Consider the following 17295-nt stretch of genomic DNA (forward strand, 5'->3'; position numbering starts at 1 on the left):
TAAGCCGCCCGTTCTGTTGACAAGATGGCGTAAATGGGGACCTCTCCGGCGGGGTGGTTTTCCGTACGATCGATGCCGTGAACGCGGGGTGGGTGATCGGCGGTCGGTTCACCATGCTCGACCGGATCGGCTCGGGGGGCACGAGTCGTGTGTGGCGGGCCTACGACCGCGTGGAAAGGCGGTACTGCGCCGCCAAGCTGGTCCGGCAGCCGGGGCCGACGTCGATGCTGCGGGTCGTCCGGGAACGGGCGCTCCGGCTGGCGCACCCGCATGTACTGACCCCCTACGCGTCATGCATGGCCTACGAGGACGTGCTGCTCGCCATGGATCTCGTGCGCGGGGGGTCGCTGGAGACGCTCCTCGGCGACTACGGCAGGCTGCCGCCCGCGTACGCGGCCGAAGTCCTGGATCAGCTGCTGGCCGCATTGAGCCACATCCACGGGGCCGGGGTCGTCCATCGGGATGTGAAGCCCGCCAACCTCCTGCTGGAGCCGAGTCCCGTCGGGGCACCGCATGTGCGCCTGGCCGATTTCGGGATCGCGCTCGGCGAGGACGGGCTGCGCTTCACCACGACCGGGTTCACCGTGGGGACGCCCGGCTACCTGGCGCCCGAGGTGCTCGACTGGAACCTGCCGGGCCCTCGCCAGGACCTCTACGCCGCGGGCATGGTCGCCTGGCGCATGCTGACCGGCGCCGGTGATCCTGAGCCGCACCAGCGGGTCGGCCCGCCGCCTCCGGGCGTGCCACCCGTGCTGTGGGCGGCGGTGGCACGCCTGTGCGCCGCCGACCCGGCACATCGTCCGGCCAGTGCCGACGCCGCCCGCGGCGCCCTCGCCGAGTGTCGCCTCGACCTGCGGTTCCCCGTCCGAACCCTGGACGGCGAGCCCCTGCAGATCTTCGACCACCTGGGCCCGCCACCCGGCTGAGGCCGGTCCGGCACGGGTCAGCGGGCGGCGGAGATGACCACGCGGCGGTTCTTGGCGCGGCCGGCGGGGTCGTCGGAGCCGTCCGGCCTGGTGTTGGGGTGGGCCGGCTTGGTCTCGCCGTAGCCGGTGGCCTTGAGGCGGGACCGGTCGATGCCGCCCTTGGCGGCCAGCCACTCGACGATGGCCTGCGCGCGGCGTTCGGAGAGGCTCTGGTTGGACGCGGTGTCGCCCTTGGCGTCGGTGTGGCCGTCCACCTGGATGGGCGCGCCGGCCGGGACCTCCTTGCCGATCGACTCGGCGATCTCGGTCAGCTCGGCCGCCGCGGCGGGCTTGATGTCGGCCTTGCCGAAGTCGAAGAGGACGTCCGCCTTGATGTCGTAGGCGATGCTGTCGTCGCCCTTGATGACCTGCCCCGGCCCGGCCGTGTACGCCTTGAGAGTCGCGCCGGGGACGCTGACCCCGGGGACGCTCACGCCGGGCACCGACACGCCGGGGACGCTGACCGGCGGGATGCATTCGCCCTTGTCGTTGCAGGCGCGCGGTCGGTAGACCGCACTCCGGTAGAGGGCGCTGCGGTAGAGGGCGCTGCGGTAGAGCGCGGCCCGGTACACGGAGCTGACGTACTGCCCTTCCTCGGACGGCTTGCTCTGGCAAACCTCCAGGCGGGTGACGGGCAGGCGCGTCACGGCCAGGCGCGAGATCTCCGAGCGCGTCACCGGCGAGACGTCGATGCCCGGGGCCTTGACGCCGGGAATCGTCACGCCGGGAAGGGTGACGGGCGGGATCGTGACGCCCGGGATGGTGATCCCGCCGAGGCAGCCGCCCGGGGCGGGCTTGTGCTCGACGCACTGCGCCGGGATGCGCTGGGCGGGGATGTCCACGCCCGGGATCGTCGCGGCCGGGATCTTCTGGCCGCCGATCGTCGCCTCGGGAATCCTCACCGGGTCGCTGTGCACGGCCGGGATCTCGACCGCCTTGATCAGCTGCCCGCCGTTCGGGCAGCTCGTCGGCTCCGGCCCGGTGGGGGAGGGGGGCGCGGTGGGCGGGGCGGGGCCGCCGCTCGCCCCGTCCTGGCCGCCCGCGTTCCTCTTCGGCCGCTCGTCGCCGCCGCACGCGGCCAGGGACAGCCCTGCCGCCAGGCAGACGGCGAGTGCTCGTGATGCTCGCTGCATGGTCAGCCTTTCTCGTAGGTGACTTCGACGCGCCGGTTCTTGGCGCGTCCCGCGGGGTCGTCCTTGCCACCCTGCTCGTTGGGGGCGACGGGCCTGGTCTCGCCGTAGCCCTTGGCCTCGATCCGGAGCCCGGCCCCCGCTCCGGCCTTCTGCAGCTCGGCCGTGACCGCCTCGGCGCGCTGCTCGGAGAGCCGGAGGTTGTAGCCGGGGTCGCCGATGGAGTCGGAGTGCCCGGACACCCGGACGGTGCCCGTGGCGTCGCGCAGCCGGGGGGCCAGGGAGGCGATGCGGCGCCGGGCGGCCTCGGTGAGGGTCGCCTTGTTGAAGTCGAAGAGGACGTCCGCGGAGATGCGCACGGTGACCCGCCTGCCGTCGGACTCCTCTTCCTCCAGCGGGACGACCGCCTTCGACAGGTCGATGCCGTGCACCGCGCCGTCGGCGCCGATGGACAGGACGCTCTTGGGCAGGCTCTCGTCGGGAACGCTCGGGTCGGCGCCCGCCACGGCGGGGACGGCCAGGACGAGCGCCAGGACGCCCGCGATGACGATCGGACGGCGCATCCGGCTCACCGCTCGACCGGGACGTCGCGGAACGTGGGCCACGAGCCGATCTGCACGTCGATGGTCTTCACGTTCTCCGGCGGCGCGGCGAAGGTGAAGTAGAAGGGGGTGACCTGGTCGTTCGTCATGTGGGTGAAGATGTCGTCGGTCTCCAACTCCTTGCCGGAGGAGTCCTTCACCACGACGTAGCGCTTGAGGTTCACCGGGTCGATCAGCGAGGTGCCGAGGCCGTGGTCGCCGTTGAGCCCGTAGGCGTTGATGCGGCCCGGCGCGGCGCCCGGCACGTGCGGGGTGAACTGGACGTTGAGCGTGGCCAGCTTCCCCTTGACCTGGAGGCCCATGATGGCGATGTCGACCTTGGCCCCCTGTGCCGCGGGGCTGTCGAAGGTGCCCTTCACCACCGGCTCGCCGGCGTTGTCGAAGGCGGCCTTCCCGACCGCGCCCTCGGCGCCCGCGCGGGAGGACGAGCCGGATCCGGAGGCCTCGCCGGACTCGGAGCAGCCGGTCAGCCCGGCTGCCGCCAGCACCCCCGCGGCGGTGAGGGCGGCCAGGCGATGGGAGAGGGGCATGGTCGGGTCCTTTCGGGTCCGTCGCATATGCAAATCTTCGTCGTCGTGGCACCATGGCCGGAAAGCGCCAAGTAGCATGTGCGTGTGCGAATGTAGTGTTTGCATGTGCGAATAGTCAAGGGGGTCGATGAGGTGAGCATCACCGAGGACGCCGTCGCCCGGAACCGCGCGCTGCAGACCGAGTGGTACGGCGAGCCGCTCGGCGACCGCGTCCGGCCGCTTCTCGCGCGTCTCGGCATGTCCCAGTCGGGGCTGGCCGGCGTGCTCGGGCTGTCCGCGCCGATGCTCTCCCAGCTCATGTCCGGGCAGCGCGCCAAGATCAGCAATCCGGCCGTCCTGCACCGGCTGATGGCGGCCGAGGAGCTCGTCGCCGATCCCGCGTTCGACGCGCTGGCGCCCGCCGAGGTCAAGGCGCGCCTGGAGGAGATCAAGGCGGAGTCGGCGGCCACCACGTCGGGGATGCGCATGACCACGCCCGAGCGCGTGCCGTCAGGCCGGCCATCCGCGGGCGCCGCGTCGTCCGACGGGGCCCCGGACGGTCACCGGCCCGGCGGACGCCGCGCGGCCGAATCGGCCCGGCTCGTCCAGGCGCTGCTGCGCGAGGTGGGGTCCGCCGCCGAGATCGAGGCCGCCGCCGCGCTCATCGCCGACCGCTTTCCCGACCTCGCGGAGGTCCTGCGCGTGTACGGCACCGGACGCACCGGCGAGGCCGAGGCGCACTTCGCCCGGACCGTCCTCAAGGAGACTTCGCGCGACCACACGGTCATGCCGTAGCGCACTCGTCTCGATTCTTCTGGACCATAACAACTGGTTATGAATGGCAGGCGGTGCCCGAGGCTCTCGGGAGGGCTAAAGTCTGTGGTCAGGCTCACATGCGGGTCTGCCTGTTATGTATGTCACAGCTCCCGGCGGGTGGCGTAGGGTCGCTTCGCTGGAAGCGCATACGTGGCGTCACCGCCCGCATGCGGCGCGGCCCGTCGGCCGCCCGCGTGACGAGGCCCCGGCCGGGGCGCACGACCAACGGCCCGGGGCGCGGACGGCCGCATGGGTGCGCGCAGACCGTGGTACGGGGACACGACGACCTGAGCTCAGGAGAGCGATCGATGAGCACTGTGGAGGCGCCGGCCAAATCGCGCGCCCAGATCAAGGAACGCACGCTCCGCAAGGACAACTGGCGCCTGTATCCGGTCACGACCTTCGTGATCTTCACGGCATGGGTGGTGTACGCGACCGTCCGGGCCTTCTGGGGCTCGGCGTTCTACGTGCCGGAGTTCCACTACCTGACGCCGTTCTATTCGCCGTGCCTGAACGAGATCTGCAACGACGTGACGGTGAACGGCCATACGGGCGACGCGGCGGAGTTCGGGGCGTTCCTCCCGGCGGGCACCCGCGGCTGGATCCCCTTCGCGGCCGTCTCGCTCCCGTTCCTGCTGCTGTTCCGCCTGACCTGCTATTACTACCGCAAGGCCTACTACCGGTCGTTCTGGGCGTCGCCGTCCGCGTGCGCCGTCCGGGAGCCGCACGCCAAGTACACCGGCGAGCGGCGCTTCCCCCTCATCGGCCAGAACCTGCACCGCTACTTCTGGCTGGCCGCCGTCCTCATCTCGCTCGTCAACACCTATGACGCGATCCTCGCCTTCCACGGCAAGGACGGCGGTTTCGGCATCGGGCTCGGCACGCTCATCCTGGTCGCGAACGTGGTCCTGCTCTGGCTGTACACCCTGTCGTGCCACTCGTGCAGGCACATCGTCGGCGGGCGCCTGAAGAACTTCTCCAAGCACCCGTTCCGGTACCGGATGTGGGGCTGGGTCTCGAAGATCAACGAGCGCCACGGGATGTACGCCCTGATCACCCTGGGCTCGCTGGTGGTGGCCGACCTGTACGTCGCGCTGGTCGCCAGCGAGACCATCTCCGACCTGCGCATCTTCAACTGAGGCCAAGGAATCATGACTGAGATCGAGAGGCACTCGTACGACGTCGTGGTGATCGGCGCCGGCGGCGCCGGGCTGCGCGCGGCCATCGAGGCGCGCCTCCAGGGTAAGAAGACCGCGATCATCTCCAAGTCGCTGTTCGGCAAGGCCCACACGGTGATGGCCGAGGGCGGCGCCGCCGCCGCGATGGGCAACGTCAACGCCAACGACAACTGGATGGTCCACTTCCGCGACACCATGCGCGGCGGCAAGTTCATGAACAGCTGGCGGATGGCGGAGCTGCACGCCAAGGAGGCCCCGGAGCGCATCTGGGAGCTGGAGCTGTGGGGCGCGCTGTTCGACCGCACCAAGGACGGCAAGATCAGCCAGCGCAACTTCGGCGGGCACGAGTACCCGCGGCTGGCGCACGTCGGCGACCGGACGGGCCTGGAGCTGATCCGCACCGCCCAGCAGAAGATCGTCGCCCTCCAGCAGGAGGACCACGCCGAGCACGGCGACTACGAGGCCAACCTCAAGGTGTGGGCCGAGACGACGGTCACCCGGCTGCTCAAGGGCGCAGACGGCAAGATCTGCGGCGCGTTCGGCTACGTCCGCGAGACCGGGAAGTTCGTCGTGTTCGAGGCGCCCGCGGTGGTGCTGGCGACCGGCGGCATCGGCAAGGCGTTCAAGGTCACGTCCAACTCCTGGGAGTACACCGGGGACGGTCACGCGCTGGCGCTGCTCGCCGGCGGGACGCTGCTGAACATGGAGTTCGTCCAGTTCCACCCGACGGGCATGGTCTGGCCGCCGTCCGTCAAGGGCATCCTCGTGACCGAGTCGGTGCGCGGCGACCGCGGCGTCCTGCGGAACTCCGAGGGCAAGCGGTTCATGTTCGACTACATCCCCGAGGTCTTCAAGGAGCAGTACGCGACCTCGGAGGAGGAGGGCGACCGCTGGTACGACGACCCGGAGAACAACAAGCGCCCGCCCGAGCTGCTGCCGCGTGACGAGGTGGCGCGGGCCATCAACTCCGAGGTCAAGGCGGGACGGGGATCGCCGCACGGCGGGGTGTTCCTCACCGTCGTCGACCGGATGCCCGGCGGCGCCGCCGAGATCGTCAAGCGGCTGCCGTCGATGTACCACCAGTTCAAGGAGCTGGCGGACGTCGACATCACCAAGGAGGCGATGGAGGTCGGCCCGACCTGCCACTACGTGATGGGCGGCGTGGAGGTCGACCCCGACACCGGCGCCGCGCTGGTCCCCGGCCTGTTCGCGGCGGGCGAGGTCTCCGGCGGCATGCACGGCTCGAACCGGCTCGGCGGCAACTCGCTGTCGGACCTGCTGGTGTTCGGCCGGCGGGCCGGGCTCGGCGCGTCCGAGTACGTGGACGGGCTGGCCGCGCGCCCCGCCGTCCCCGACGCCGAGATCGAGGCGGCGACGGGCGAGGCGCTCGCGCCGTTCGAGCGGGAGGGCGGCGAGAACCCGTACGCCGTGCACGCCGAGCTGCAGCAGACGATGAACGAGCTGGTCGGCATCATCCGCAAGGAAGAGGAGCTGAAGCAGGCGCTGGAGGCGCTCGGCAAGCTCCGCGAGCGGGTCGCGAACGTGAGCGTCTCCCCGGTCGCCGTCAACGACGGGCGCGGCTACCACCCGGGCTGGCACCTCGCCCTGGACCTGCGCAACATGCTGCTGGTGTCGGAGGCGGTCGCGAAGGCGGCGCTGGAGCGGCAGGAGAGCCGCGGCGGCCACACCCGCGACGACTACCCGCAGATGTCGGCGGAGTGGCGGAAGATCAACCTGGTCTGCTCGCTGGCCGGCGACCCGTCGTCCCCGCACATCGAGCTGAAGCGCCAGCCGCTCACGCCGATGCGGGAGGACCTGCTCGAACTGTTCGACAACGACGAGCTGAAGAAGTACCTGACCGCCGAGGAGCTGCCGGCCGGACTGGCCGACGAGGTCAAGACGGAGGAGGCGGAGGACGCGGCCGGTTCGGGCGCGACCGCCGCGGACGGCGAGGAGGACGACCGATGAGCTACGAGGCCAAGTTCAAGGTCTGGCGCGGCGACGACGGCGACGGCGAGCTCACCGACTACACGGTGGAGGTGAACGAGGGCGAGGTCGTCCTCGACATCATCCACCGGCTGCAGGCCACGCAGGCGCCCGACCTCGCCGTCCGGTGGAACTGCAAGGCGGGCAAGTGCGGCTCGTGCTCCGCGGAGATCAACGGCATGCCGAGGCTGCTGTGCATGACCCGGATGTCGACCTTCGACCCGGACGAGACGGTCACCGTCACGCCGATCCGCACCTTCCCGGTCATCCGCGACCTGGTCACGGACGTGTCGTTCAACTACCAGAAGGCGCGGGAGATCCCCTCGTTCGACCCGGGCGACGCCAAGCCCGGCGAGCTGCGCATGCAGCAGGTGGACGTGGAGCGGTCGCAGGAGTTCCGCAAGTGCATCGAGTGCTTCCTGTGCCAGAACGTCTGCCACGTCATCCGCGACCATGAGGAGAACAAGGAGAACTTCGCGGGCCCGCGCTTCCTGATGCGGATCGGCGAGCTGGAGATGCACCCGGCCGACGAGGCCGACCGGCGCAACATCGCGCAGGACGACCACGGGCTCGGGTTCTGCAACATCACCAAGTGCTGCACCGAGGTGTGCCCCGAGCACATCAAGATCACCGACAACGCCCTGATCCCGATGAAGGAACGGGTCGTGGGCCGCAAGTACGACCCGGTGGTGTGGCTGGGCAGCAAGCTCGGCATCGTCAGGAAGGGGCAGGACACCCCGTCCGCCTGAGTTCCTCGCGAACGTCCCCCGCCGCCCCGCGCGACGGGGGACGTTCGCGTTTCTCCGCCGCTGGCCGCCGCGGGGCGGCGCGCTGGCATGCGACGCACCCGAGGCACGGCGGGCGGCGTGCCCCCGGACCGCCGCCCGCCGCTCCGCCGTTCCCCGTGAACGCCGAGGGCGCCTGGACGACCCCCGGTCGCACACGCCGCGTCCCACACTCGCGCACGTCCGCCCGATCGAGTAGGGATTAGTACACACAACCGTGATTGTTTCCCGGGGAGCGGGAACGGACGGTTCCCTTTAACGTGGGGGCATGAGCCCCCTCGAACCGGGTTCGTTCCTTGCCGATCTCACCCCGGCGGAACGGGCGGATCTGGAGTCACGTGGCCGCGTCCGCGACTTCGACCGAGGGGACGTGCTCTTCGCCGAGGGGGAGGAGCCCGGCTGGGTGGCCGTCCTGCTGAGGGGGCGGGTCAAGGCGTTCTCCTACCGCGAGCAGGGCGGCGAGGCGCTGCTGGCCGTGCGCGGAGCGGGAGCGCTGCTGGGCGAGGTCGCCGCGATCGACGGGATGCCCCGGTCGGCGACGGTCACCGCGCTCGAACCGGTGCGGGCGATCGCCGTCACGGCGGACGAGTTCATGGCGTTCTTGCAGGCCCACGGCCGCGTCTCCATCATCATCATGCGCATGCTCTGCCAGCGCTGGCGCGACGCTGACCGCAAGCGCGTCGAGTTCGGCATGTTCGACGCGACCGGGCGCGTGGCGCAGCGCCTCGTCGAGCTGGCCGAGCGGTTCGGCGTGCCCTACGAGCGCCGGACGGGGGCGAACGCCGGGGGAGAGAGCGTCCGGATCACGCTCAACCTGTCGCAGGAGGAGCTGGCGGGCTGGGTGGGCGCGTCCCGCGAGGCGGTCAGCAAGGCGCTGCGCACGCTGCGCCGGCACGGCTGGATCGAGACGGGGCGGCGGCGTCTCATCGTCCACGACCTCCAGGCGCTCCGCCGGCACGCGCGCTGACCCGGTGCGCGGCGCGCGCGGCGGTGACCCGTACTCTGTGCAGGATGCAGTTGCAGCAGCTCGCCTACTTCGTCGCGGTCGCGGAGGTACGCCACTTCACGCAGGCCGCCGAGCTTCTGCGGGTGGCGCAACCATCGCTCTCCAAGCAGATCCGCGCCCTGGAGAACGAGCTGAACGTGTCGCTGTTCAGCCGCGCGCGGGGGAACATCACGCTGACACCCGCCGGAGAGGCACTACTGCCACTGGCGAAGCGCATCCTGGCCGATGTCGACACCGCGCGCTTGGAAGTGCAGGAGCTGGCCGGTCTCAAGCGCGGCCGTGTACGGCTCGGCGCTACACCGTCCCTCTGCGCGGGCCTGCTGGCGGACGTCCTGCGCCGCTTCCACGACGCGTACCCGGGGATCCAGCTCATCGTCGAGGAAGGAGGATCCCGCGACCTGGTCCGGGAGCTGACGCGAGGCTCCCTCGACATGGCGCTGGTCATCCTCCCTCTGCACGGTGACCCGCCCCTGGACACCACCCCGATACTGCGCGAGAACCTGGTGGTGGCCTCCCCGGCGGGGCCCGACCAGAGGGCGCCGGAGCGCTCCCTCAAGGCCGCGCAGCTCCCGCGTCGTTCCTACCTGCGCATCGAGGATCTGCAGAACCGCCCCCTGGTGATGTTCCGTCCGGGCTACGACCTGCGCGAGGCGACCATCAGCGCGTGCAGGGAGGCCGGATTCGAGCCCAGGTTCGCCGTGGAGGGCGGCGAGATGGACGCCGTCCTGCGCTTCGTCGAGGTCGGCCTCGGTATCGCGGTCGTGCCGAGCATGGTCCTCGCCGGACGTCCCGGCCTGCGCGGCACCCCGCTCGTCCTGGCCGACGAGCAGGCCCGCCGCGGCCGCCACGCCCCCGGCCTGATCCGTACCATCGCCCTCGCCCACCGCAAGGACGTGGAGCTCACCCACGCCGCCCGCGCGTTCCAAGACACCCTCCAGACCTTCCTGGTAGAGGCCGGCCTGGCCGGCAGCCTCCCCGCAGGCGTCGAGACCCTGGTGACGTCCTAGTTCCGCAGTTCGTCGGCCGCCTCACGGAACGCCGTCTCCGCGCGCGCGAAATAGTCGAACAGCACCTCGCGCTGCTCGTCGGTGTAACCGCCGATGATCTCGCCGATCCGCTTCCGGGCGGGCGCCATGACGCGGTCGAGGTCGGCGGGCGCCGCCACCGGCTCGACGATGACCTTGCGGCGATCCTCCGGCGACGGGACGCGCCGCACGTAGCCCCCCTGCTCCAGCCGGTCGATCAGCCGGGTGGTCGGCCCGGTCGTCAGGCCCGTCCGGGCGGACAGCTCCCCGGGGGTCATCGCGCCCGCCAGATCGAGGATGTTCAGCGCGTACAGGTCCGTCCCGCCCAGGTCGCAGGCCCGAGCACTGGCGTGGCCGTGCAGCATGACGGCGCTGAGATACCGCCGGTAGGCCACCGAGGCCCCTTCGGCTGTTGACACGTCTCCTCCCGATCCCTAATCTCTTCCTCAATGAAGAGAAATCTTCAACGAAGAAACTTCTCCATCGAAGCTACCAGAAGGAGCCGGTCATGGACGACACCGCCGCGATCAAGACCCTGTTCGCCCGCCTCACGGCCGCCTGGGACGCCGGCGACGGCGCCGCCTACGGCGCGTGCTTCACTCCGGACGCCAGTTACATCACCTACGTCGGAACCCTCTACCGCGGCGCCGAGGAGATCGGTGCCGCGCACCAGGCGCTCTTCGACAGCTTCCTCAAGGGCACCCGGCTGGCCTGCGAGATCGTCGACATCCGCCTTACGACCCCCGACACCGCCGTGGTCATCACCCGGGGGGACACCTACAAGAAGGCCCCGGGCAAGCTCAAGAAGCTCCAGACGAACACGGTCGTCCGGGACACCGGCGGCGAGTGGCGCCTGGCCGCCTTCCAGAACACCCTCCACAAGTCCCTGATGGAGGCCGTCTCGTTCAAGTTCCAGCCCGCCACCAAGCCCACCCACGCGAAATGACCGGCAACGTCATCAACAACGGACCCGCCCGATCCCGCACCTACGTGCGGTGCACATGGCGGTGGACGCCTTGTCCAGGATGCGGGTGAGATTCCGTCATACCGGATATGGTTTGACCTTCTCGGGGACGTCGCCCTCCCCAAGGATGAGTCGTTGCGTCTACTCAGAAGCATCTTGGAGCGGTTCTCGTGATGACCTGGCGGAAGTCCACCTACAGCGGCGGTTCTTCTACCCAGTCCGACTGTGTTGAGGTGGCTCGGATCTCTGGCGGTGTCGGGGTGCGGGACAGCAAGGCGCCGGGTGCCGGTCACCTGCTGCTGTCCCGGCGCGGCTTCGCCGACCTGATGGCCCGGTTCAAACAGGACGCGGCCGGCGAGTAGCCCCAGCCGGTCACTCCAGCAGGCCTTCGCATCGTGCCCATGCGAGGAAGCCGGAGCCGTCGCACGGCAGGTATGCCTCGTGATCGGACAGAAGATCGATCACTGTGGCGGCGTCCGCCACCTCCAGCGCTTTGTCTCGTATGCCTGCGCAAAGCAGCTCCAGCGTGCTGAGCAGCTTGACGCCCCGTTCCCTGCCCTGGCGGCGGCCGGCTCTGTCATCGACCATCGCGGTGATGCCGTGGAACTCCGCGTACGCCAGCGTGGTGGCTTCGCCGATGTTGCGCATCCCACCGCCGAGTCGTCCGTGGTACTCGGAGAACAGGGCCAGGAAGGGAAGGGCGGTTTCGTTGACGACGGTCAGCCAAGGTTGAGCCGTCGCCTGGTACAACTGTGCGTGCCTGGGACCGCCGCGCAGTAGCTCTTCCTCAACGGCTGACGTGATGAAGCATTCGTAACCCGCCAGCAGCTTTGCCAGGACCAGAAGCTGGTTCGAGCGTGCGAAGTAGTTCGGCGGTGAGCTGTCGATGACGAGACGCGGACGGGTCAACGCAGCTCGCCTCGGAGCGCCTCCAGCGGGATCTCGTCGCGAGCGGGCAGATCGTCGATGTCGATCTGGCCGCGCAGCATCTCGGTGACGCGCTCGGCCGACAGGCGGTGGGTCCGGTAGGCACGGATCGCGGCGGCGGCGATACCCGTCGGAATGTAAAGGGGCGTGAGTTCCTCGGTGACGCGCATGCCGCATTCGAGGTAGTCGGCCCGTGTCGGGGATCTGGAGTCGAGTGTCCGATACTCGTCGCGCGTGATCAGATCGAAAGTCTTGAGTTGGCGCAGGGTCGCGGTCCAACTCGTCCGGTACTCCGCGCTGAGGATGATGGCGGCGGGTCGTAGGTCGTGCTCCTTACGGAGGGCCCGCCAGCGCTCGCCGCACCCGACGCGGGGGAGCAGCAGATTGGCGGCGAACGCGTCGATCGCCCGTTCCGTTGTGCTGGTGTCCGCTCCCCAATCGATGGAGTACTGGTCGCCGAAGAGATGGTGTCCCAGCTCGTGGGCGAGTGTGGATCTGCGTCGTCCAGCGTCGAGGTTTCCGTTGATGAGCGCCACCCCTATGCCTTCGATCTCGACATAGGCGCCATCGCCGCCCTCGGCGCCGAGGGCAACGGAGTAGGGGTACAGGCCCACTCGTTCCGCCGTATCAGCAAGATCGTGAAGTGGGGACCCGGCGTCCACACCGAGCAACGCTCTTGCATTCGAGGCCGCCTTCTCGACATGCCACGTAGCCGCTCCTGGGGCGATGGCGCTTAGGGACCCTCTGGCGTCGTCAGGTGCAAGGACGTGGACTCTGGCCAGAACGGCCACGTCGCGTGCGAGGGCGTCCAGCATCTGATCGCACTTTGGATCACTGCGTCGTCCCTCCAGGGCCGCGCGGCGGCTGACGACGGCGGTGGGAGGGGACAGGACGAACCACTGGAGCGGACGATCGAGGGCCTCGGCGAGGCGCACCAGTTCGAGTGAGCTGATCTGGCGTCGCCCAGCTTCGATCTTGGTGACGGCGGTCCGGTCCAGCCCGATCTCGGTGGCGAGGGCGTCCTGGCTGAGACCGAGTTCGCTCCGGGCCTCCGCGACACGTGCCCCGACCTCTCGCCAACCCCGCTCATTCGTCATTGTGCCATTATCGCACATCCCAGATGAGGTGGAAGATTGCCCAGGTCGGGCTAGGCGGGCGCCGCCACCGGCTCGACGATGACCTTGCGGCGATCCTCCGGCGACGGGACGCGCCGCACGTAGCCCCCTCCTCCAGCCGGGTGGTCGGCCCGGTCGTCAGGCCCGTCCGGGCGGACAGCTCCCCGGGGCGCTGATGTAGCGCCGGTAGGCCGCCGAGGCCCTTCGGGTGTTGACACGTCTTCTCCCGATCGCCGCCAAGCTCGCTGGTGCGACATGGCCGGGAACGTCATCAAGAACGGACCCGCCCGATCGCGCAGCACGCCCACACCCATTTGCCGGACGGCCGCGTCGCGGTGACCCCGCACTCCGACGCCAGCGCCTGGACGATGACCAGACCGCGCCCGCCCATCCCGGCGACATGTCCGGGCTCCAGCGCCAGCGGGTCGGGAACGATGTCGTCCACCGTCAGCTCGACGACCGGCCGGGCCGCCGGCCGCTCGTCGGAGGAGTCCCAGACCCCGATGAACAGGCCGCGGGGCTCCCTGGCGAACCTGATCCGGATCTCCCGCTCCGGCGTCGCCTGGCACGCGTTCACGATCAACTCGCCCGCCACCAGCAACACATCACCGGCCACCTCCTCCAACCCCCACGCGTCCAGCCGCATCCCGATCCGCTGCCGCATTTCCCCGGCCACCGTCCCCGCCGCCAGGCATGAATAGTCCAGCTCATTCGAATTCATGGCTCTTGTCCCATTTTGAACGCCCATCCCCACCCGCCTTTCCTCTCGATCCGCGGGACAAGAGTCGCGCTGTACGGATATTTTGTCGCTGTTCCCCGGAACATCATCAACAGCGTGGAACAAAGGTCCGGAGGTTGAATATGGACGGCCGCTTCAGGGAATCTCCCGACCCGATGGAGTCCATGTGGGCCTGGCTGGCCTACGACCTGCGCTTTTACCGCCTCAAGCACGGCCTGTCCGGCGACCGTTTCGGCCGGATCATCGGCGTCGTCCGCTCGACTGTTTCCAGGATGGAATCGGGCGAACTCAAGATCGACGAAAAGCAAGCCATGGCCTTGGACACCCACTTCAACACCGGCGGGCACTTCCTACGGCTGCTGACCTATGCCGAGCTCGGCCACGACCCGGACTGGCAGAAGCAGTACGAGATCTTCGAGGCCCGTGCCGCGATGATTCGCATGTACAACGGCCAGTTGGTGCCGGCGCTATTCCAGACTTCGGCCTACGCGCGGGCGCTCCTGGTCTCAGGGCGGTGGCCCGACATCGAGGGAGCGATCGCGGCGCGCTTGGCGAGACAGGAACTCGTCGCTCGCCCGGACCCGCCGGACCTCTGGGTGCTCTTGGCTGAGAGCGTGGTCGACTGGCCGGTGGGCGGACCGGAGATCATGCGAGAGCAGAATGCTCATCTTCTGGAGGCGTCCGAGCTTCCCAACGTGACACTGCGCGTCGTCCCTAAGTCGGCAGGCGCCCACCAAGGGCTCGACGGATCATTCAGGGTCATTCGGCTGCCCGAGCGGGATGTTGCTTTTGTGGAAGCTCCGGGCGGCGGGCGGCTCATCCTCGGGACCGCTGAGGTGCAGGCGTACGGAGTAAGGTTTGACCGAATTGCCGCAGAGGCCCTGACTCCCGGCGCCTCGCGCGACTTGATCAAGCGGATCATGGAGGACATGGCATGAGGTCACCCGAATGGCGCAAGAGCAGTCGGTCCACCGAAGGAACGACGGGTGACTGTGTTGAGGTGGCTCGGCTCTCTGGCGGTGTCGGGGTGCGGGACAGCAAGGCGCCGGGTGCTGGTCACCTGCTGCTGTCCCGGCGCGGCTTCGCCGACCTGATGGCCCGGTTCAAACAGGACGCGGCCGGCGAGTAGACCAGCTGGTGACGCGATCCCTGCTCAACCTTCTTGGAAGGTCACGTAGTCGGCGGGGACCAGGTGTGGGGGGTTGGCGGCCTGGGTGGCGTAGGGCTCTATCAGGCGGAACATGTCGAAGAGGATGATCGGGACCTCGCGGCCAAGGACCTTCTTCACCAGGCCTGTCGCGTGCAGGTGCTTCGCGGCGTCTATACAGAGGTCGTCGAAGTGGGCGCAGAGGCGTTCGTCCTCGTCCTCATTCCAGAGGCCCAGGCGCTTGACCTCCTCCAGGTAGAGGGCCGTGCCCTCCGGGTCGGCCGGGTGGTGTCCGGCCGGCGGCGACTCCTCCAGGAGCATGTAGGCGTAGTTCCAGCGGACTTCGAGGGGGTCGGCGGACGAGCCTTCGAGGTTCTGCCGGACGTTCGTCTCGGTGTTGTAGCCGATGGCCATGTACGGGTCGTACGGGTAGTCCCAGAGTTCGTGGACGGTCGAGTACTCGCCGTGCGAGATGCGGAGCGAGATGACGTAGATGTCGGGGCGGAGGGCCTCGGGGAAGCCGAGCACCGCCTGCTCGGCGGCACGGCGCATGTGCTGCTGGAGGGTCATGGGCCTCATGATCGCGGATCCAGCGAGCGGAGTCGGGCGAGGACGCCGGCGGTCTGCGGGGTCTGGAGGTCCTCGAAGACGGCGAGGGCGCGCATCCAGCAGTCGCGGGCGGCGTCCTCGCGGCCGAGGTGCAGGTGGGCCTGGCCGAGGTTGTAGAGGGTCTCCCCCTGGCCGGGACGGTCCCCGATCTCGCGGAACACGTCCAGCGCCTCCCGGTAGCACGTCACCGCCTGGTCGAAGTCGTGCAGGCCGTGGTGGGCGTAGCCGAGGCCGTGCAAGGACCAGCCTTCGGAACGGCGGTCGGTCTTCACGGCGACGGGGTGGGCCTTCTGGAAGCAGGCGAGGGAGGCGTCGAAGTCGCTGAGGCCGGCGTGCGCGTAGCCGAGAGCGATGAGGGCGAGACCGGTGTTGCGGCGGTCGCCGGCCGCCGAGGCCAGCCGCAGGGACCGGCGGTGATGGACGATCGCCTCGTGGTGCCGCTGGAGGCGGCGGCAGGTGTGGCCGAGGCCGTGCAGCGCCCACGCCTCGCCCCGGGGGTCGCCGAGCCGCGCGAACACCTCGCACGCGGCGGTGAAGAACCCGGCGGACTCCTCGAACCGCCACTGGCTCTGGCTGGCGTAGCCGAGGCCGGCGAGGGCGTAGCCGATGCCGCGGTCGTCGCCGAGGACGCGGGCGGAGGTGAGGCCGGTGCGCAGCGTCTTGATCCAGTCCGTCCACGGGCTGCGGAAGAAGAAGAACGTCCAGAGGGCGAGCGGGAGCCGCCAGGCGATGTCGTGGTGGCCCTCGTCCGCGGCGACCCGGGCGGCGGCGATCAGGTTGAGCCGCTCGGTCTCGCACCAGCCTCGGGCCTCCCCGGCGGAGGCGAAGGAGAGCGGGCGGCACGGCTCGTCCGGCAGCGTCAGTGCCGGGGTGATGCGCTCCGGGCAGAGCAGCCGGCGCGCGTTGTCGGCGGTGCCGAGGTACCAGGCGAGGACGCGGCGGAGGGCGGCGGTGCGCTCCTCACCGGCCGGTCCGTCGCCGAGGGTCCCGACGCGGTAGCGGCCTTCGGCGCACTCCTCCAGGTGGAGGCGGCCGAGCAGCGCGGCGGCCTCCTCGTCGGAGACGGCGAGGAGGGCGGCCGCGGCCGGGACGGAGATCTCGCCGCCCGGGTGCAGGGCGAGGAGCCGCGGGACGCGGCCGGTGTCGGCGCGCGTGTCCGGCAGCCGGATCCAGCCGCGCGTCCGGGTCTCCTTGACCGAGACGGCCACCTCGCGGAAGGAGGCGGCGGCGCACGCCGGGCTCTGCCGGACGACCTCCTGGTAGAACCAGTCGGACGCGATCAGCGCCAGGGTGCCGGGGCAGTCGCGCAGCGCCTGCTTGAGCGGGGCGGCCTCCAGCAGCCGGAACGTGGTGATGATCGATTTTCCGGCGACGCCGTTCCCGTCGTAGAGGACCTCCCCGGCGTGGACGGCGGCGCGGATCCTGATCCGGGCGCCCGGGGGCGCGCCGCCGTTGTGCCGGCCGAGCACGGCCGCGAGCGCCGCCGGGAACGCGCCGGCGAGCCGCTCCTTCGGCACGTCTGGCCCGACGAGGATCATGGCGCCGTCGCCGCGGTCCTCGCAGTAGCAGGACTCCGACGGGATGCCGGACTCGACCAGGGCCTCCTGTAAGGCCTGGTAGAGCCCGGCGCGGGAGACGAGCTGGTCCCAGTTCGCCCGGCCGCCGAAGGCCTCGATGTCGACGCAGAGGATCGACCGGTGGACCGCCAGCGACGACAACGACCGTGCTTGCATCTGCCGATGCAGATGCACACCCCTATGCACGTGCATGGCGGGATGGTAGTGCAAGATCG

At 69.9% G+C, this 17295-nt stretch carries 20 protein-coding genes; 11 read left to right on the forward strand and 9 right to left on the reverse strand.

Going from position 1 to position 17295, the window contains the following annotated elements; translation table 11 throughout:
* Positions 1-77: 77 nt before the first annotated feature.
* A complete protein-coding gene (locus BM339_RS12445; protein WP_021594295.1) occupies positions 78-926 on the forward strand; it encodes a serine/threonine-protein kinase in 849 nt (282 codons plus the stop codon).
* 17 nt (positions 927-943) lie between these two features.
* On the opposite strand, the gene BM339_RS12450 is transcribed toward BM339_RS12445, so the two are convergent.
* From BM339_RS12450 to BM339_RS48600, 3 genes are read right to left on the reverse strand one after another with little or no spacing between them, the layout of a single operon-like run.
* The gene (locus tag BM339_RS12450; protein ID WP_021594294.1) at positions 944-2098 is read right to left on the reverse strand and encodes an OmpA family protein; all 1155 of its coding nucleotides are present in this window, start codon (positions 2096-2098) and stop codon (positions 944-946) included.
* A gap of 2 nt (positions 2099-2100) precedes the next feature.
* Positions 2101-2658 carry an OmpA family protein gene (locus BM339_RS48595; protein WP_021594293.1) on the reverse strand — a complete coding sequence of 186 codons (558 nt, stop codon included), beginning with the start codon at positions 2656-2658 and terminating at the stop codon, positions 2101-2103.
* Between the two features lie 5 nt (positions 2659-2663).
* Positions 2664-3227: a hypothetical protein gene (locus BM339_RS48600; RefSeq protein WP_075020899.1), complete on the reverse strand. Its 564-nt coding sequence runs from the start codon at positions 3225-3227 to the stop codon at positions 2664-2666.
* A gap of 132 nt (positions 3228-3359) precedes the next feature.
* Here BM339_RS48600 and BM339_RS12465 point away from each other — a divergent pair, with 132 nt between their 5' ends.
* From BM339_RS12465 to BM339_RS12490, 6 genes are all read left to right on the forward strand, one after another.
* A complete protein-coding gene (locus tag BM339_RS12465; protein ID WP_021594291.1) occupies positions 3360-4001 on the forward strand; it encodes a helix-turn-helix domain-containing protein in 642 nt (213 codons plus the stop codon).
* A gap of 329 nt (positions 4002-4330) precedes the next feature.
* Entirely contained in the window at positions 4331-5161 is an 831-nt protein-coding gene (locus tag BM339_RS12470) for a hypothetical protein (protein WP_024934123.1), read from the forward strand.
* Between the two features lie 12 nt (positions 5162-5173).
* Positions 5174-7168 carry a fumarate reductase/succinate dehydrogenase flavoprotein subunit gene (locus BM339_RS12475; protein WP_083597570.1) on the forward strand — a complete coding sequence of 665 codons (1995 nt, stop codon included), beginning with the start codon at positions 5174-5176 and terminating at the stop codon, positions 7166-7168.
* Positions 7165-7935, forward strand: a complete 771-nt coding sequence (locus BM339_RS12480) for a succinate dehydrogenase/fumarate reductase iron-sulfur subunit (protein ID WP_021594288.1) — start codon at positions 7165-7167, stop codon at positions 7933-7935. Before BM339_RS12475 ends, BM339_RS12480 begins: the two co-directional genes overlap by 4 nt.
* A 304-nt stretch (positions 7936-8239) precedes the next feature.
* A complete protein-coding gene (locus tag BM339_RS12485; protein WP_021594287.1) occupies positions 8240-8938 on the forward strand; it encodes a Crp/Fnr family transcriptional regulator in 699 nt (232 codons plus the stop codon).
* Between the two features lie 44 nt (positions 8939-8982).
* Positions 8983-9984: a LysR family transcriptional regulator gene (locus tag BM339_RS12490; protein ID WP_075020900.1), complete on the forward strand. Its 1002-nt coding sequence runs from the start codon at positions 8983-8985 to the stop codon at positions 9982-9984.
* On the opposite strand, the gene BM339_RS12495 is transcribed toward BM339_RS12490, so the two are convergent.
* Entirely contained in the window at positions 9981-10421 is a 441-nt protein-coding gene (locus BM339_RS12495; RefSeq protein WP_024934122.1) for a MarR family winged helix-turn-helix transcriptional regulator, read from the reverse strand. The genes BM339_RS12490 and BM339_RS12495 overlap by 4 nt on opposite strands.
* Before the next feature lie 89 nt (positions 10422-10510).
* On the opposite strand from BM339_RS12495, the gene BM339_RS12500 reads away from it, so the two are divergent.
* Entirely contained in the window at positions 10511-10948 is a 438-nt protein-coding gene (locus BM339_RS12500; protein ID WP_021594284.1) for an SgcJ/EcaC family oxidoreductase, read from the forward strand.
* A gap of 191 nt (positions 10949-11139) precedes the next feature.
* Complete coding sequence (locus BM339_RS12505; RefSeq protein ID WP_075020975.1) at positions 11140-11328, forward strand: DUF397 domain-containing protein; 189 nt, start codon at positions 11140-11142, stop codon at positions 11326-11328.
* Positions 11329-11338: 10 nt separating this feature from the next.
* Here BM339_RS12505 and BM339_RS12510 read toward each other — a convergent pair whose 3' ends face one another.
* The 3 genes from BM339_RS12510 to BM339_RS12520 all read right to left on the reverse strand — a co-directional run bounded on the left by BM339_RS12510 (position 11339) and on the right by BM339_RS12520 (position 13729).
* Complete coding sequence (locus tag BM339_RS12510) at positions 11339-11875, reverse strand: PIN domain-containing protein (RefSeq protein ID WP_111830111.1); 537 nt, start codon at positions 11873-11875, stop codon at positions 11339-11341.
* Positions 11872-12990, reverse strand: a complete 1119-nt coding sequence (locus BM339_RS12515; protein WP_075020902.1) for a helix-turn-helix domain-containing protein — start codon at positions 12988-12990, stop codon at positions 11872-11874. The genes BM339_RS12510 and BM339_RS12515 overlap by 4 nt, the downstream gene beginning before the upstream one ends.
* Positions 12991-13279: 289 nt before the next feature.
* Positions 13280-13729 (reverse strand): ATP-binding protein, encoded by a 450-nt coding sequence (locus BM339_RS12520; protein ID WP_177287682.1) that lies wholly within the window; start codon positions 13727-13729, stop codon positions 13280-13282.
* A gap of 140 nt (positions 13730-13869) precedes the next feature.
* Here BM339_RS12520 and BM339_RS12525 point away from each other — a divergent pair, with 140 nt between their 5' ends.
* Together BM339_RS12525 and BM339_RS12530 are read left to right on the forward strand one after the other, a co-directional pair.
* A complete protein-coding gene (locus tag BM339_RS12525; protein ID WP_075020904.1) occupies positions 13870-14685 on the forward strand; it encodes a helix-turn-helix domain-containing protein in 816 nt (271 codons plus the stop codon).
* The gene (locus BM339_RS12530) at positions 14682-14876 is read left to right on the forward strand and encodes a DUF397 domain-containing protein (RefSeq protein WP_075020905.1); all 195 of its coding nucleotides are present in this window, start codon (positions 14682-14684) and stop codon (positions 14874-14876) included. Before BM339_RS12525 ends, BM339_RS12530 begins: the two co-directional genes overlap by 4 nt.
* A 24-nt stretch (positions 14877-14900) precedes the next feature.
* Here the strand turns inward: BM339_RS12530 and BM339_RS48610 are convergent, their stop codons facing one another.
* On the reverse strand, positions 14901-15464 hold the full coding sequence (locus BM339_RS48610; RefSeq protein WP_143118381.1) for a hypothetical protein: 564 nt from the start codon (positions 15462-15464) through the stop codon (positions 14901-14903).
* Between the two features lie 5 nt (positions 15465-15469).
* Positions 15470-17272: a tetratricopeptide repeat protein gene (locus tag BM339_RS12540; protein WP_143118382.1), complete on the reverse strand. Its 1803-nt coding sequence runs from the start codon at positions 17270-17272 to the stop codon at positions 15470-15472.
* Positions 17273-17295: the final 23 nt, after the last annotated feature.

The organism is Actinomadura madurae, assembly GCF_900115095.1.
In the GTDB taxonomy this organism is placed as follows: Bacteria; Actinomycetota; Actinomycetes; order Streptosporangiales; family Streptosporangiaceae; genus Spirillospora; species Spirillospora madurae.

Coding starts and splice junctions, on each gene's coding strand:
- BM339_RS12450 (WP_021594294.1), bottom strand. CDS start 2,098: ATGCAGCGAGCATCACGAGCACTCGCCGTCTGCCTGGCGGCAGGGCTG.
- BM339_RS48595 (WP_021594293.1), bottom strand. CDS start 2,658: ATGCGCCGTCCGATCGTCATCGCGGGCGTCCTGGCGCTCGTCCTGGCC.
- BM339_RS48600 (WP_075020899.1), bottom strand. CDS start 3,227: ATGCCCCTCTCCCATCGCCTGGCCGCCCTCACCGCCGCGGGGGTGCTG.
- BM339_RS12470 (WP_024934123.1), top strand. CDS start 4,331: ATGAGCACTGTGGAGGCGCCGGCCAAATCGCGCGCCCAGATCAAGGAA.
- BM339_RS12475 (WP_083597570.1), top strand. CDS start 5,174: ATGACTGAGATCGAGAGGCACTCGTACGACGTCGTGGTGATCGGCGCC.
- BM339_RS12480 (WP_021594288.1), top strand. CDS start 7,165: ATGAGCTACGAGGCCAAGTTCAAGGTCTGGCGCGGCGACGACGGCGAC.
- BM339_RS12485 (WP_021594287.1), top strand. CDS start 8,240: ATGAGCCCCCTCGAACCGGGTTCGTTCCTTGCCGATCTCACCCCGGCG.
- BM339_RS12490 (WP_075020900.1), top strand. CDS start 8,983: ATGCAGTTGCAGCAGCTCGCCTACTTCGTCGCGGTCGCGGAGGTACGC.
- BM339_RS12500 (WP_021594284.1), top strand. CDS start 10,511: ATGGACGACACCGCCGCGATCAAGACCCTGTTCGCCCGCCTCACGGCC.
- BM339_RS12505 (WP_075020975.1), top strand. CDS start 11,140: ATGACCTGGCGGAAGTCCACCTACAGCGGCGGTTCTTCTACCCAGTCC.
- BM339_RS12515 (WP_075020902.1), bottom strand. CDS start 12,990: ATGACGAATGAGCGGGGTTGGCGAGAGGTCGGGGCACGTGTCGCGGAG.
- BM339_RS12520 (WP_177287682.1), bottom strand. CDS start 13,729: ATGAATTCGAATGAGCTGGACTATTCATGCCTGGCGGCGGGGACGGTG.
- BM339_RS12525 (WP_075020904.1), top strand. CDS start 13,870: ATGGACGGCCGCTTCAGGGAATCTCCCGACCCGATGGAGTCCATGTGG.
- BM339_RS12530 (WP_075020905.1), top strand. CDS start 14,682: ATGAGGTCACCCGAATGGCGCAAGAGCAGTCGGTCCACCGAAGGAACG.
- BM339_RS48610 (WP_143118381.1), bottom strand. CDS start 15,464: ATGACCCTCCAGCAGCACATGCGCCGTGCCGCCGAGCAGGCGGTGCTC.
- BM339_RS12540 (WP_143118382.1), bottom strand. CDS start 17,272: ATGCACGTGCATAGGGGTGTGCATCTGCATCGGCAGATGCAAGCACGG.